This window comes from Paenibacillus alvei DSM 29, from assembly GCF_000293805.1.
In the GTDB taxonomy this organism is placed as follows: Bacteria; Bacillota; Bacilli; order Paenibacillales; family Paenibacillaceae; genus Paenibacillus_B; species Paenibacillus_B alvei.
The window spans coordinates 26807-42322 of record NZ_AMBZ01000014.1 but is presented as its reverse complement, the minus strand read 5'-3'; the positions used below and the strand labels follow the sequence as shown (position 1 = coordinate 42322).

At 40.8% G+C, this 15516-nt stretch carries 18 protein-coding genes; all 18 read right to left on the bottom strand.

Going from position 1 to position 15516, the window contains the following annotated elements; translation table 11 throughout:
- The 18 genes from PAV_RS29250 to PAV_RS29160 all read right to left on the bottom strand — a co-directional run bounded on the left by PAV_RS29250 (position 1) and on the right by PAV_RS29160 (position 15515).
- Entirely contained in the window at positions 1-2451 is a 2451-nt protein-coding gene (locus PAV_RS29250) for an ATP-binding protein (RefSeq protein ID WP_005552015.1), read from the bottom strand.
- The gene (locus tag PAV_RS29245) at positions 2448-2825 is read right to left on the bottom strand and encodes a TcpE family conjugal transfer membrane protein (protein ID WP_274517677.1); all 378 of its coding nucleotides are present in this window, start codon (positions 2823-2825) and stop codon (positions 2448-2450) included. Before PAV_RS29245 ends, PAV_RS29250 begins: the two co-directional genes overlap by 4 nt.
- Positions 2826-3060: 235 nt before the next feature.
- Complete coding sequence (locus PAV_RS29235) at positions 3061-3282, bottom strand: hypothetical protein (protein ID WP_005552012.1); 222 nt, start codon at positions 3280-3282, stop codon at positions 3061-3063.
- Positions 3283-3293: 11 nt separating this feature from the next.
- Positions 3294-4097, bottom strand: a complete 804-nt coding sequence (locus PAV_RS29230; protein WP_238555949.1) for a conjugal transfer protein — start codon at positions 4095-4097, stop codon at positions 3294-3296.
- A gap of 94 nt (positions 4098-4191) precedes the next feature.
- A complete protein-coding gene (locus tag PAV_RS29225; RefSeq protein WP_005552010.1) occupies positions 4192-4467 on the bottom strand; it encodes a hypothetical protein in 276 nt (91 codons plus the stop codon).
- A complete protein-coding gene (locus tag PAV_RS29220; RefSeq protein WP_005552009.1) occupies positions 4464-4895 on the bottom strand; it encodes a prepilin peptidase in 432 nt (143 codons plus the stop codon). The genes PAV_RS29225 and PAV_RS29220 overlap by 4 nt, the downstream gene beginning before the upstream one ends.
- Positions 4896-4912: 17 nt before the next feature.
- Entirely contained in the window at positions 4913-5623 is a 711-nt protein-coding gene (locus PAV_RS29215) for a hypothetical protein (RefSeq protein ID WP_005552008.1), read from the bottom strand.
- Positions 5624-5641: 18 nt separating this feature from the next.
- Positions 5642-7591, bottom strand: coding sequence for a CARDB domain-containing protein (locus tag PAV_RS29210; protein WP_005552007.1), 1950 nt, complete (start codon positions 7589-7591; stop codon positions 5642-5644).
- 5 nt (positions 7592-7596) lie between these two features.
- Positions 7597-8076 (bottom strand): hypothetical protein, encoded by a 480-nt coding sequence (locus PAV_RS36660; RefSeq protein ID WP_005552005.1) that lies wholly within the window; start codon positions 8074-8076, stop codon positions 7597-7599.
- 18 nt (positions 8077-8094) lie between these two features.
- The gene (locus PAV_RS32885; protein ID WP_005552004.1) at positions 8095-8988 is read right to left on the bottom strand and encodes a copper amine oxidase N-terminal domain-containing protein; all 894 of its coding nucleotides are present in this window, start codon (positions 8986-8988) and stop codon (positions 8095-8097) included.
- 417 nt (positions 8989-9405) lie between these two features.
- On the bottom strand, positions 9406-10092 hold the full coding sequence (locus tag PAV_RS29195; RefSeq protein ID WP_005552002.1) for a CpaB family protein: 687 nt from the start codon (positions 10090-10092) through the stop codon (positions 9406-9408).
- Positions 10093-10125: 33 nt separating this feature from the next.
- Entirely contained in the window at positions 10126-10479 is a 354-nt protein-coding gene (locus tag PAV_RS29190) for a hypothetical protein (RefSeq protein WP_005552001.1), read from the bottom strand.
- A gap of 36 nt (positions 10480-10515) precedes the next feature.
- The gene (locus tag PAV_RS29185) at positions 10516-10932 is read right to left on the bottom strand and encodes a hypothetical protein (protein ID WP_005551999.1); all 417 of its coding nucleotides are present in this window, start codon (positions 10930-10932) and stop codon (positions 10516-10518) included.
- A gap of 12 nt (positions 10933-10944) precedes the next feature.
- Entirely contained in the window at positions 10945-11367 is a 423-nt protein-coding gene (locus PAV_RS29180; RefSeq protein WP_157267375.1) for a DUF4320 family protein, read from the bottom strand.
- A 17-nt stretch (positions 11368-11384) separates the two neighbouring features.
- Positions 11385-11630 carry a hypothetical protein gene (locus PAV_RS29175; RefSeq protein ID WP_005551997.1) on the bottom strand — a complete coding sequence of 82 codons (246 nt, stop codon included), beginning with the start codon at positions 11628-11630 and terminating at the stop codon, positions 11385-11387.
- Between the two features lie 19 nt (positions 11631-11649).
- Entirely contained in the window at positions 11650-12561 is a 912-nt protein-coding gene (locus PAV_RS29170) for a hypothetical protein (protein ID WP_157267373.1), read from the bottom strand.
- A gap of 5 nt (positions 12562-12566) precedes the next feature.
- Positions 12567-13439: a type II secretion system F family protein gene (locus PAV_RS29165; protein ID WP_005551995.1), complete on the bottom strand. Its 873-nt coding sequence runs from the start codon at positions 13437-13439 to the stop codon at positions 12567-12569.
- A gap of 12 nt (positions 13440-13451) precedes the next feature.
- On the bottom strand, positions 13452-15515 hold the full coding sequence (locus tag PAV_RS29160) for a TadA family conjugal transfer-associated ATPase (protein ID WP_157267371.1): 2064 nt from the start codon (positions 15513-15515) through the stop codon (positions 13452-13454).
- Position 15516 lies beyond the last annotated feature (1 nt).

Below are 15516 nucleotides of genomic sequence, written 5' to 3'. Positions count from 1 at the left end.
TCATCCCGCCTTTTTCTCAGGTGGCCTTGTGTCAAAGCAATCAATCAGATCCTTAAATACAGCATCAAATTTCACCTTACCTATACGTCCGTAAATGTCCTTCATGATACATTCACCATTCTCCAGATCCGTAAGAATGGCTCTATTATTCTCATTGTCGCGCATTCCTAAGAACTTCAGCACATTGGTCACTTCATCAGAGTCAGTAACTCCGAATGCAAATTTCATACCAATGTTGTTCTTCAGCTTTTCCGAATTGTAATCAACAGCATTTTGGGAAACGAACATAATGAGCGCAAACATTGAACGTCCCATACGTACCATTCGCGTTGAAAGGGCCTTACCCTGCGGTGTATTAAGGAAGGACCAGGCTTCATCGAGAAGTACTATCTTCAGAATGTCTCGGTGCTGTTTGATGAATTCCAGTGCAATACTCGATATCGGCATCATCATGCCGACGGACAGCATTTCGTTCAACGTATAATGTTCTGGTTCAGTATCTTCATCTGGAAGTTCTAATCCATCAACCTGTAAAATGGTTAAAACTGAATCGAAGTCAAATGATCGATGATTATTTGCTTCCCCGAAGAGCAAACTCGTGAAGGATACATCCTTAAACCCTTCAATGTGCTCTCCTATTTCGATCGATACTGGATCTCCACTGTTGAGTAGACATTCAATAACATTATTCATGCTCGTAGCTTGCTTTACTGCTTTATTTAGCTTCGAGAACCGTTTATCATTAACCTGAATGCCGGTAAAGTAAGACAGTATATTCAAAGCTACTGTTTCAGCTTCTTTACGCTTTTTGAAAATGTTGTAAGGATCCAAAACACCATGATCATCTACATTATCCGATGATATGTTAATCACATTTATGTGATCTTTTAAGCCAAAAAGCTGCTCCTTCCAATGACCCCGTTCTTTCTTGGGATCGATCACGAGGGCCTTACCGCCCGACATAACCAAATTGTATAATAGGGTATTAGCGCTCTGACTTTTCCCCTTCCCTGTACTACCAGAAAACGCCATTGCAAGTGAGTTCGTCTTGGTTCCACTGGTCGCTCGTGCTGCTTTGCCACCCTTCATATAAACCGGCTGATTTCGAGTTCCTGTTGTTGCAAAGTAGAATCCTTCCTGATCACCTATTTGTTCGGTTGCTCCGAACATGGATCCTGCAACCGTTGCGGGCTCCATGATTTGTACATAATCCTGAACGTAACGCTTGGCTCCTGGTAGAAACTCATTAAATAACAACAGTTGATCGCCTAGTGGCTGCTCTAAAAATATCCCCATATCTTGATACAGATCTTTTAGTGAAGATACTCGCTTTTTCAATTCATCCTCACTAGGAGCTGCTATGCAAAATACAATGGATGTAAGTAACAAGGGCATTTTAGATTTATCGAGTGTTGCTTCAATTTCACTCGATTCGTAGCGTCCTTCCAAAACGTTGTAGCTTGTGTCATTATCCGTCTCTTGCGCATGACGATCTTGATCCTTCAATTCCTTCTTCTTATTTCTTGCTTCCTTAAGAGCCTTACGATTCTCCATAATGGATATCCGAACTGACACTTCGACAGGGAAATCTAACTGCTGTATATCGTACAGCCACTTTACATTAGGAAAGTACATATCGTAAGGAACGTGTGACATACAAAGAAACGCAACATGCCCTTGGTTGTCAGAACCAGCTTGAGATAGAATCACAAATCTTTCAGGAGAATCATCTACTACTCCCTCCGTCAACCGGAGCGTATCGTACTGCATAGGAATTCGGATGGTTTGTGTATCATCAGTCGTATATTCTGGCTCCCATGATTCCCATAAAGGAGCTTGTCCAATACCTCTGTAAAAGTTTCGACGTATGAGCCACTGTGTGGTGTCAGTGGTGATTGGCTTAGCTCGCAGCCTCCCCGATACTTTATTAAATACTAGCTTCTCGGAACGTTTATATCTGTCAATTACATCTTCAAAGATCTCCGCCGGTTCTATTCCAGCTATATCGAAGAACATTTGAGTTAAGTACCGAACGAAATCCTTTACGTAAGTGTCGAGTTCCTTCCATATATCTGTTTGCTTAATGTCAGCGTTTGGGAGTTTCACACCAATATAAAACTTGTAATTTGTCTCTTCATCTCCATAACGCTCTGACAGCACTTTACTTGTTTCATCTACATGGAGTTTTGCAGCCTCCACTGCTGGCCCTGAAAGAGTAGCCCTGTAAGCTCGGTAGATATCTGCACTGGTTTGATAGTCCGGTAATATGAGTAAATGCATGTCAGCATTGATTTGCCAAAAGAAACTTTCAAGTCTCCGGAATTCAACCATTAGATCATCATCGCTCAGGAACTCAATATTGAAGCCTGGTAACTCATAGTATGACCAACACTCTTTGTCTCTGTTGTATACAAACTGCTGCTCGAAATATGCAATAGGAAACTGTATCAAGGTTTTGGTTTCCCTCCTTGGAAGAAAACTTTGCTCCCATATTGATGCTTCTTACCTATATGAACATGCTTGTAACGATTGAATCGATGATGAGATAGCTTGAAAACAAGCCATCTCATCACAAATTTATGGGGTGATTTCCCGTCTAGCTGATATTTTGTGAAAAACCATGCTGATGCAATTGGGATAATAAAGAACTTTGTAAACCAGAGATCAAACAAACTGAGTGGCGGAATTTTGTTCAAAACAACCATAACTATAAATGTTGCAGCTACGATACCGAGTTGCCTAAAGCTCACCGGAAACGGGAAAGTAAAATCGAGAACTCCATACAGCATTTTCGGTATCTTCCATATTTGATTGTAAGTCCGCATCTGCCTCATGTATAACCTTACCTCCCTCCACGAAACTCCCTATCCAATAACTCCCGGCACTTGCATTCCCGTTGACCCCCTTGAAGAATTGCAATCTCCATTTCATGTCGATAGGAACGAATAGCATGTTTAACGGGAAGTGGTGCTTCTGGATTCCTTTCTTGCCATTCAATCAATTCAATTATTTGTTGCTGTAAAACTTGAATGATTGATGTCTGCAAAAGCTTCCCCCCCATCATCCAGGGAATAACACACCCCACAGTTTTATTCCAAGTTCCTTCCATTTTTCAGGAGTGAATACAACGACACTCAGCACTAAGCAGCCAACCAAGAAACTGAGAGCTCTCGTCCACTCTTTTTTAACAGCAAACACAATCGTGACTGCTATCATCACCAGATAAAATCCCCATCCAAGTTCAGTCGCTGCTAAATCGTAAAAATTCTTTAACGGGCTCACGATGACCCCTCCTAATTTTTAAGTTCGACTACAAACCAGCGCTCGGCTTCTTTTTGTATTCGCATTTCGAATGGATAAGTAAACACAGTCTGATCCTTGTCAATGAACTTGACTTTCGTCTTTACGAAGTAAGTGTTCTTCTTTGATTCCTTATCCACTGCATACACATTGATGTCATCAATCTTGCTAAACGAAAGCTCTCGTTGTAACCCCTCAATTTCCCCTCGGCTGAAATACTTTATTTCTTCCTGGGTTCCCGTTGCGTATATCTTGAAGAAGCTTTCTAAAAATGTCCCAACTTCACGAACCAATTCCCGATCACTCTCAGAAGCGAGTTGATTTGTATCGTTTTTTTCGAATGTTATCGGGTCTGGTGGCTTCACAAACCTTGGAATATCATAAACTAGAAAATTCTCGCCCTTTGCGACTACTGGAACGACAAAATACTTCAGCTGCGTCACCGCGTTTTTCCCTACTGTAGTAATGTATTGAACCCTCAATGTAAGCTCCGCTTGATCATCAGCGACTTTCTTTTTGCTCCACACCTGGCTCTTTACCAGTTTGGAGCTGCTAACCAAATCTGAGGTAACAACCCCAGCTTGCCGATCCACATCCCTAGCAAGGTAGGGATCCAGTCTCACCCTCCTTTCTTCAACTGCTTGTCTATCCGGGGCCCAACTGAAGTACTGGTACGCAAAATTGTGAGCGAATGATTCTGCTCCAGCAGTTAGGGCCGGATTTTCAGTGTTGATGTTTTTGATATCGTCGATGGTGATCGACGGTGCAGAACGTGACAAAGCAACTGTTGATGCCATGCCCACGTACAATAAGAAAATCCAAAAGCACATTCTTGATAATTTCTTGGGGGTCAAACTTTTCGGAGCATTTCGTTTCATCTAAACACCTGCTCTATTTTTTGTCCTCTAGGCTATCGCTTATGGCCCAAATAAACACAATGATAAAAACTCCGGTTAGAGCAGACTTGATTGCTCCAACTTTGGCTATCGTCGGTTCAGCCCAATTCAGAAAATCATTCACCCGTTCCTGTAAATATGGGATATATGAATATCCCATGTACCCAAGGGCAGCCAAAACAGCCAAGACTATTATGGTTAAAACGAACTTTCGAAGCAGATTTCCTAGAAATCCTCTTCCACGTTTACCACCTTTACCTTTTAACTTCATGCTAATCCTCCAACGTTTAAGGACATAGCCAAGATATATCCTACTGCCGTGAACGGAGCTAATGGGAAGGGTTGACGTTCAAACCCTCTCATTCCTAGCCGTGTTAAGAATAAAAACAACAGCCCAGTTACGCTAGTCCAAAATAAAATATTCATCGTATTGGACAATCCAACGATAAGTCCAACGCAAGCGAACATTTTAATATCTCCTCCTCCGATTATTCTCGGATTGAACAAAAATAGTATTATGAGAATAATTGAAGGAACTAGCCCCCATAAGTAGATAGGAGAATCAAAAGATCGATAGATAAGGAAAATCAAGATGACTGAAAGTGACGTTACATTCGGGATTCTCCGTTCTCGAATATCAGTAAATGTGAAGTACAGCAATAAAAATCCCAAACCAAAATAGAGTAGCGTCTCTGTCATCATTAATCCCCCTATATCTATCTGTTTGCTCTGATTTTACGCACTACTGCTGCCCAAACTTCTTTGTTTCTTTTAGAACCCGTGCCTTTACATCCCCATTTTTCCCCGTCCCAGAAGATGTCCACCTTATCTAAACTTGAAAATGTCGCTTCATATCTTCCTTCTTCAAGAGGTGAAACCTTTACTGCGTATGTTGCACCACGCACTTTTACCTCTATTATCTCTATTGGGTTTTCCTTCTGGAATTTCGCTAATTGGGGATCACGTTTCTCCAGTTCGCGTCGATTCAACTCACGCATGACTTGATCCCATACATGAATGTAAGTCCTGGAACCTTGACCTTGAACTTTCCATCGCACGCCATTCCAATAGATTAGGACACGATAATCATCTGTCAGTATGGCCTGGAACTTCCTCTCCTCCAACTCAATGAGCTGAACGGAGTAAGTCTTTCCTCCACTTACTACTTCTAAAGTCTGATCCGGAGAATCCGGAGTACCGGGATAACGCTTTTGGCGTTCCCGGCGCTCCAACTCTTCAATAACCTTGCGGACAACATTTTCATGTTTCCAGGGTCCATACATTTCATTCTTTCTCCAAGCATATCGCTTGCGAATTAAAGTGATTTCTCTGTCTGCCACATTTATAATGCACTTTTTCGGACTAAGATGTTTTATTGTGACAATGTACAGATCGCCTTCAACTTGTACTTCCAAAGTCTCCAGCATTCATTGGCTTCCTCCTTCCTAGCCTGTCCGAAGATTCTGGACATCATCGTACATGCTTCCATAAATCCTTACATATACGGTTTTACAAACCGTTATGCCGGTTGCTCCTGCAGGGCCGGATTCAATCTCAATTCGATACTTGCCGTCTGGCGCTTTGTAATCCGTAAAGTATTTGCGGAATTTCAGCGTTTTACCTGTGACTGAATCCTTATGGGAGACATACGGCAGCTCAAATGTTGCCTGTTTCCCATTGTCGCTCGTCTTCTCCAGCGTAACAGTCGTTATAAACTTGTTGTTGCTGTCATATATGCGCGCTGTGGCCGTCTGTGCGCCCTTGTACTGCGTTCCAAATGGCTTAGCAGTATTATCGTAACCACTTGGCACCTTGGTTTCCCAATCGGTGCTATAGCTTGTAGTTACTTTCAGCTCAAACCCATAACCAGCCCGAGTAATCTCTTCTGGATCCAAATGATTTTCCTTTGCGTAAGGAATGATCTCCCAACTACCTCTGGACTCAATATCACTATCTTTTGGCCGTTTCGGATCAGTTTCGATGCCCTGTTTTGTATTTACCTTCGCATCTATTTTTAAGTTTTCTTGGTACTGTACGGTTCTTGTCTCCCAAATTGGATCGGAATAATCCGTATAGGATTCAGAACTTGAATGTTTTTTACCATTACTGTCCGTCCAAGTAACTGTTCGAGACTTCGTAGGATAACCGGTAATGAGATGATAAGTAACCGACCATTTACCGTTCTCGTTTGTTTTGTTGACACACTGACCGCCGCCCCCATTACCTCCATTTCCGCCGTTACCACCTACGGTAACTGTGCAGCCTGTTGTAGCAATGTTATTGCTGCGGTCTTTGTCAAGGCTTTCACCCAGCGGATCAACATGTACGCTGATTGAATGTACACCGGACTTTGTAATCTGCTGTTGGAAACCGCCAACCTGTATAGTCTTATTAGCCGGCATATCCTTTTTAACTTCGTGAATTTGATTTCCGTCTAAGTAGAAACGGATACGTACTCCACTTTGTGCAGAAGGGCCAAGATTTTTCACATCGGCCGTAATCGTCGTTTTTTGATTCGGCTGGATTTGGTTAGGGTTCGCTTTAACCGAAATAGCGATAAGATCATGCTCTACAGCTTTAACTTCCCTATTCCATTCCCCATTGATGCTATTATTCTTATACGCTTCGTCTGGGATCTCCAGGGCCCTTTTTGGATGATCAGGATTATTTACTATACCCGTCGCCTTGATATAGTACTTACCTGGCTTTGTTCCAAGATCAATTTTTCCGAGCATGACGTTGTATGTAGATCCTGGTTTTAAAGTCTCTGGCAGCTCCTGATACATCATCGGCAGCTCAAATTCAGCAGTGAGCGCTCCGCCGATCTTCACCTTCGCTAACATCGGCACGCCGTCTTTGTTCTGGATGAGATCTCTGCCGATAGGAGCATCCGCATCGTATCGGAACTTCATCCATAATTGCCCGCCGTCCGTCAATTTCAGCTCTGTAGGAACGAAATCTGATTTTGATACTTCTAAGTTTCCGGTCAATTTAACTTTTTGGATTACCGTATAGCCGTAACCATCATCGATAATCACTTCTATTTCCGCATCTTTTGCTACACCAAGTAGATAAGCTACCTGATTCGACTCAATTTCCACCGACTTCTTCGGTTTATAAGTACCGACCATATCCGTCCGAATTGCAGCAAGTTTGGCTTCTCGGTTGTCGCCTAACCAGCCGCCTTTCTTAACTGCAACAACCCGGATCTCGCGTGATGTAAATCCGCTGCCCGCGTAGTCGATAACTAACTTGGATCCCACCGTCTTTACAGACAACTCTGGAAATGGAACCCTCTTGTAAATAGCTTGTCGTTCCGATTCACTGACTTTATTTGCTTTCTCATAAGCAATACCCAGCCTCTGTACGATTCCTCCTGTTCTAAGAAACTCCATTCCATCTACTGTATAAAAAACTCATGACCTCTTTGCAATGATGGATCGTCTGCAGATGAACTAAAGTGTTTTCGCAAGTGCTCCCACTGCCGAGATTCAAGCTTCCCTTTATAAGGTGAATATATTGCTTCAAACAATTCGCTCAAAGCAGACTTTGACTTAAATACAAGTCCGAATCCATTCTCTTTATCGAAGTGGTCATCCTCAAACCTTTTCTTAATGTTGAACACATCATAATTCTGAATTGTCGAGGATTGTCCATCATCAAAGTTAAATATCCCTGTCCATCGTGCTAATTCCCAAGGTCTTTCAGCATTCATCATAAATGCTGGAATAAACCCCTTTAGCGATAATCCTTGATCCCCGTAATTCAATCCTGCATGTTTAGAAGTCATTGGCTTACTGCTGTTTGCTAGAACCGGATGTACTGGAATTATAGACATCGTAAGTAGAATGGTTAGAAGGACACATACGGCCTTCCTCATTAACGAATCCCTCCACTCCTAGAACATTTTTTTAACATCAGTAAGTGGGCTCGCCGTTCTTTTGTTATCAAGTTCATGTGCAACTATTGCATCACCACTGACATTATTAAAATCACCTTTTAAGTTGTCATGCTTCGGTGACAGATAGATAAAGTAAGATTCAACATTCTCGTCTTTATGAGACAATGAGAATCCAATATATGCGTCACTTCCAAGCGCATAATGATACACATTACCTGGTTTGAGCTCAACGCGTTTACCATCACCAATATACATAGAAGCAACTCTTGAAACGTCTGGAACCTTAAAGTAAAGTTCCCCATTCTGGACTTTCATATTGTCTTTAAACAAATAAGGAGCCAGAGTGTTGTATTTTTTATCCAGTTCAAAGCTGGAATACGTCTTCCCCTTACCATCTTCTTTTCCTGGTTGCTCTTTGTCAGGCTTAGGAGCGCCGGCATAAGCAATGGATACGTATGTCCAACCTTTAGACTTCTTACCATCAACGACCGCCCCAATTTGCTCAGAAACAAATCGCAGCGGAACCATTACGCGGTTTTGAACTTCGATCGATGGAGCATCAATTTCTTTCTTTTTCCCGTCCACAATCGAAAATTTCTGACCACGGGATAGTTCGATCTTTTTGCCTGAGACAGTAGAAACCGTCACTGTCTTTGTCTTGTTATTCCAAGTAACTTTTTCACCCAAAGCTTCGCTGACAAAGCGAATTGGTACATACGTGCGGCTCGTTGTTTGGTCAATGAACGGCAATACGTCCGATTTCATTGGCTGCTTGTTCACGTCGATACGAACGTTATAATCGTATTTTGGTGCTGCTGATACTGGTGCAACGATACTAACTGCAGTGAGCATTGTAGCCATCAACAAAGTTACTTTTTTCATAGATTTCATGGATAATTCATCCCCTCAATAAAATTTGGTTTTTGCCCCTCCCCCCAACTTCCGGAACCGTTTTCCGACTAGCCCGAGCGGCGATGAGCGGAAGGATTTAAGGCTTAAAGCAAGACTATCTCATTCTTTTCTGCTTGCATATGAAATTTTCAAAGAGCAACTTCCGTATACCGTATCCGACAACAAAAGCTAGACGTGCTGGAACGATTGTGTAAGGTTGCCCGCAAGGGTCGAAATAATTTCGTAGAAATTTTTCGCCTTATACAATCGGCACCAGTATGTCATCATCCAGAAACGGATAAGGTATGTCTACGGAAGGTGCCGGCGAAAATTAGCATGCAGGAAAACTTCGATAGGAGTGCGATAAGCCTTTCTTCCTGCGCTGCTGGCAAGTGTTTTGAAGTACTGGTTACCGGTTTAATCCTTTGACGTATACCCGGAAGGAAGCAGATAGACTTTTCCGGTTTCTTGATATTCCATTAATGCCTTGGCTTGTTCCTTATTAACTTCAAGCACAGCAACGATTGGTATTAAGCTGTTCCCAGTTCCTGTGTTAGGTTCTGTTCCTTCCGAATTCAATCGTTTCTTGATTAAGAGTTTCCTCAACTTGGGATCCTCAACCGTTTTTCCTGTTCCGGTTCGGTCATCATGAACGAATGCTATCGCATCTACGTAAACACCGGACTTAATTCCATCACCGGCTGATTGTGCCAGGGTAGTTGTAACCCCGATTTCAACCATTCCATCCTTCAATCCAACGGCAGTACCTAACTTGGATTGTTCCTGAGTCGTCAGATATCCCTTACGTAGTGGGCTTCCTTTGATAAGGCCATATTCAGAAGCGTAGAGATTATCGAAGTTGAGTTCTTCAGCATCTCTCACTGCGTCATCCGGAATAGAGCTAATCGTTATTTCTTGGTACTCAAGCTGCTCCTTAGAGACTTTTCCAAACGGAGTGATGTCTTCTTTCAATACAATTACTCTTTCGGTATGAACTTGGGAATTGATTTCACTCTTGTTTATCAGAACTACGACTATTCCCAACAAAATGCCCGTAAGCGTTATTATTGCAGCCCTTGTGTACTTATTCCAAAAGCGTTTCAAGCACTACCCTCCTTATCTGGTTACGGCACAAAGTTACATGGAGTATAATGAAAAGTTTTCAGCCGCTATCCAAGATTCCTCTGAACTATCCCGCCATTGAACACGAACATCATACATTCTGTTTCCAATTGAATCTAATTCATATTGGAAATCGAGAACTCTCGCAATGTCACCCTCGAAATGTCCAGAATCTTTGAAGCTATCGGATATGAGTTCAATATCGTTTTCTACCTCAAACGGAGGCTCTTGCATATCCGATACTTTCATTACAAGTTCATTCTTGTAGTGAAGTACAGCCTCCTTAACAGCCAGAGGTATCTCTGTATTTGCACTTTTCCATTCGATGAGCTCAAGTATTTTCTTTTGGTACGCAGCCATGCTTTCCATGTAAGAATCTCCTTTCAGATAGATTCCAAGTCAAAGCTACTTATAAATGCTTTCAAAGGCGATCTTTCGATTCACTGTAATTGGATATTTCACATCTGGAAATGAAAACGTGACATGAGTTTTAAACTCAACCTGTATCCAGGGAACACCATCAATGTACGTTTTACTGAGATCAAATTGACTGTTCTTCATGATTTTATTCTCCAGATTTTGATCCAGTTTCATGTTCCGTTTAAATGCCGCCTTCGTAGAATCTCTTAAAGCTGACTCTTCCAATCGAACAATCCCTTGTTGTGCATCCTCAACAATTCCTGATTCAATTATTCCTGCATCAAGGGAATGTTCAATGGCTCTTCCTGCATCATTGAAGGTTCTATCGAGAACCCATAAATCAGATAGAAATCCTATAGCTATCATTCCAATGAAAATCGAAAAAATTACTTTGAACCACATGACATTCGCCCCCTAGCGAATAAACTTATGCGCCAGGCCAGACACATGAACTTTAATCTTGACGCTGTAATCGACACCAATAGCTTTTAAAGCGAAAACGTTATAATCTACTGATGCCTCTACATCCAAAGCGTCGCCTCGCTGAACAAGTTTTGGAGTTGCTGAGAATGAAACTTTACTCGGATCCATTCCCATCTTTCTTAGGAGCTCATCGAATCTACTTCGAGTGGATCCATCAGCACCATTTTCTACTTTCATGATCTGTAGTACTTCGCTGGATGCAGTTTTAAGGTTGTCACGTATGACATACCCTTGGTAAGCTGACACAGAAAGCAACATAAAGATACAAAAGAACATGATGCCGAATAGCAGTGAAAAGACTCCATCTAACCCACCTTTTTCACTTTGAAGCAAATAACGCAATTTGGACGACATGTCCGCTTGTCCCTTCATCAATTAATAGAATTCATTTTGCCAAAGATTTTTTTCATGAAGTTATCAATTTCAGGCTTGGCGTAAGTATAAATACCAACCAAGACTACGACGACAATCAATGCAATCAGAATAAATTCAAACAGTCCTCCGCGCTCATCTTTTGCAAGATTTTTGCTTCGTGTAACAAAAGTTACACCTGCTTGGTACATTTTTTGTCCAATCTTCTCATACATTTGTTTGGATCTTGATAAAATAAATGACATTCTATAATCTCCTCCATTTTTAAATTTGGTTCATTGCCCCAAACAACTTGCCTGACATTAGTATCAGAAACACCAAAACGAAAATCACCAATAAAGCATAGAAGAAATTCATTTTCTCTGGATTACCTGCTGTTCGCACAATCATTGATTCTCGGCTCAATTGCTGAATATCAGATTTAATTGCTTCAAAGTCAGGTATTGCTTCTTTGTAACCCTTCTCCATAGCGATGTGTACAACAGAAATAAAATCATATATAACTGGAAGTTGAACATCATTTGCAAAAACTTGAAGGGCTTCCCGCATCGGCATTTTTTCTGAATTTGCAATAAGTTTCTTGAGCAATGTTGCTAGTAAGGGATTACTATATTTGCTCTGGTCTGCTACCTGTTTGAAAATATTCATTACTGGTTTTCCAGATTCTAATGACGTAACTATTTTCCCGATTAGGTTTGGAAGATCTCTAATCAAAGTTAACTGACGCTTCTTAAACTGTGTTTCCAGGTCTTTAAATTGGGCAATCAGAGCTAAAATTAGAATTACAGGCACCATAAAATATAGAATAGGCATCTTCAAGAACATACCGAGAGTAAAAATAAGAAAACCTGTCACTATAGATAGGAACAAACATTTCCCCAAGAATTCCAGGTATGTTTCTTCTCTACCTAAAGAATTGAATCTATCCCTGAGCTTGTGACCAAAGATATTATCAATTTCCCACTTCCTATCAATCTTTGGAAGAATCCTTTCTGAGAAATAACGAACAGCAGGACTTTGATTCATTCGTCGAAGTTCGTTATCGGACTTCCCCAAAAAAGAAGCTATTTTAGCAATATGTTTTTGTCGTTGAAAATTGGGCAATATCAAGTTCATGATCGGAATGACAATTAATAGAACAGCTACAAATAGAAAGATCGTTATAATCGCTCCCACCCCTTTCACAACTTATTCAGGTTCAGCCGAAGAAACTTGTCCCTAGCCAAAATGGTAAGGATTCCGACTATGAACATGAGTAAGTATAGAAATTTGCCTAACGGCGTATCCAAGGTACGGACTGCCGTTTGAGATTCCATATATCCGAAAATTGGTGGAAACAATAAGGAAAATATGACAAAGAGAAAAGCCATAAACCGTTTGTTTGAATTATTTACATCAATCTTTTGGATTTGTTCGACATCGAAAGCCATATCAGAGATTGTATGCCGGATGTTCTCAACTGCTTTAGTATGAAAACCATCAACTTCTCCTGAAATTAACTTTCCACAAAAATCGTCAAATTTTTGATATGCAACCTTTCCTTGCACTTCCGATAAAGTCGATGTTAGTGGCCGTCCAATAACCAAATGGTGATATATCTCCTCAAATATCGGTTTACTAGGGCCGTTCATAATAGGTAATGATTGCTCTAAAGAAAGTACAACTGTTTTACAATCTCTCAGTTTTGAAGCCAACAGGCGCACGTTCTTAGGCATATCTATCAGCAGTGCTTTTCGCCGCTTTTGCTGAATTCTGTTAACAATAAAGCGTGGGATAACAAAACATGCGGCACCGCCAACAACGATGAACAAATAATTCCCTGTATAAACTGAAATAAGATATCCGGCGAAAAAAGAAAACATCATCAAAAGCAAATAATGCTTCCACTTTAGATTCCAACCAATGGACTTTGCTTGATCCCTTGCTCCCGAATAGCCAAGCACTCTTAACAATTTATCTTGATTTCCACTGGTAGCAGATGTTGGGTTGGGCAATAATGAAAACAAGCCATAAGATATAAGAACTCCGCAAGCTAAGAGCAATAAGGTTGTCACGTACTCGCCTCCTTATGCACTTAGTGCGCTTAAATCGCACCACTTTTCGATTTGATCCTGCGGAACTTCTAATTGATACAATTTTTCAATCATTTTTTCGGATTTGATACTTCCTACTCTGTTGAACACCTTTGTTCTATAGTCATACTTAAAGATTGGATTCATAATAGGATCTGTACCATTCATTCCTACAACTTCGCAGATATCAGTTACTACTCGAACACCACTTATCAACCGCTTTTGATAGATTACGAAATCGAGAGACGTAGCTATTTGACTAGCTGCAGTTGGGTCATTCCCAACGAGCTGCAAGAGTCGAATTACAGCATCTTTGTAGCTATTAGAGTGAATCGTTGACCAGGCAATGTATCCAATATTTAGAGCTTTCAAAAATTCCTTTGCAACAGCTTCATCGCGGATTTCTCCAATTGCAATATAGATTGCATTTTGACGCAATGTAGCTTTAATTAATTTATCCATGCCATAAGATTTCGCAATGTCTTCAATTTCTTTAACAAGAAGCGATGGTAAGTTTACGTAGTGGGCATACTGTTCTTTCGCCCAGAACATCAACTCTTCTGAATCTTCAATCGTAAATATTCGAGTCCTATAATCAAGTGATAACGGGAAACGAAGCAGCTGCGTAGTTTTCCCACTATTAACGGAACCTGACACTAAGATGTTCGCTCGATTAGGAACTATAAATTTAATGAAATCAGCCATCTCTTGTGATAAGTTTCCGTACTTAATACATTCCTCGTCAGTGTAAACTCTCGGAGGGAACTTTCGGATCGAAATCAATGGTGACCGAGCACTCAAGCCTTGATATCCGTGACTCCTACCTGCAATAACATTAATTCGGAATCCTCGAATATTAGCATCGACAATCGGTTCAGTTGAAGAAATAGGCTTACCAATTGGCAAAAGCATCCTATCAATGATCTGATAAATGTGCTTTACGTCTTGGAATCGTATTTCTTTTTTATGGTCAATTTCCCCCTTTTCTTCAACAATCACTTGATCTGGTCCATTAATTTCTATCGAACTAATATTAGGATTATCGAGGATTTCCTGGATGACACCCATATCTGTTATTTCTCTTTGAATGTACGTAATAATCTCGTTAATATTTACTGAGAACTTATAGGTATTTCTTTCACGAATGTAGTCAGCGATGTAGTACTTAATTTTTTGCCGAGTGTCTTGATTCATCGTCGAATCAACAAATTCGTCCAAATGTTGCTCGTACAAGTAATTCCGTACATCAGCGATTAGTTTATTTCTGTTTTGCTCATCATCATTTGAAATCTCAGTGCTCATTTCGAGCTCTTGGTACTTATAGTTCAGGAATTCGATCGGATTAATCGTACCAACGCTTTCATCGTTCAATTTTTTCGAATCGATTTTCGTTTCAAATTGAATATCTATTGGCTCGACTAATCCAATTTGTTTCGATATTTCGGAAATCTTACTAAAAACCTTTTCTTCTTTGAAATTCTGCGTAATGTTTATATCCTCTACGTAAAGACACATTCGATCCTTTGAGATACCAAATCGCTCATATAGGTTCTTGTAGTTGGTATAATTTCCAACGAACTCATATGAAACTGCAGTATGAAGGATACATACATCCGAACTTCGCAATGAGAAATGAGTCATTGGATGGTACATCATCCCTTGCAGAACAAAGAAAATGTAATCATATTTCCCCTGCATTTGAAGACGAATATATACAGGCATGTCTATCAAGGTTTTATTTGTCTCCAACATTCTAGGTGTCGGGATTTCAGGGCGTGCTCTTGGGTTAATCAGCATGCAATCCCCATAGTCTGTCTTTACGATATAGTCATCCAGTGACTTTCTTTCCTGCCTATCATAATCAATAAGCAGGCTATCAACTGTCTTCTCTTTTTCCAATCGTACTTGATCAAGTGCATAGCTTAATCTTGGTATTCCGAGACACGGGAGCTCGACCCACAATGAACGAGATCCCTTCGGAAGATTTTTCATCATGTCTAGCACAAATTCAGTGCTATTTCCTCCACCTAAATTGGCGATGGAAATCGTTTTAGTCAAT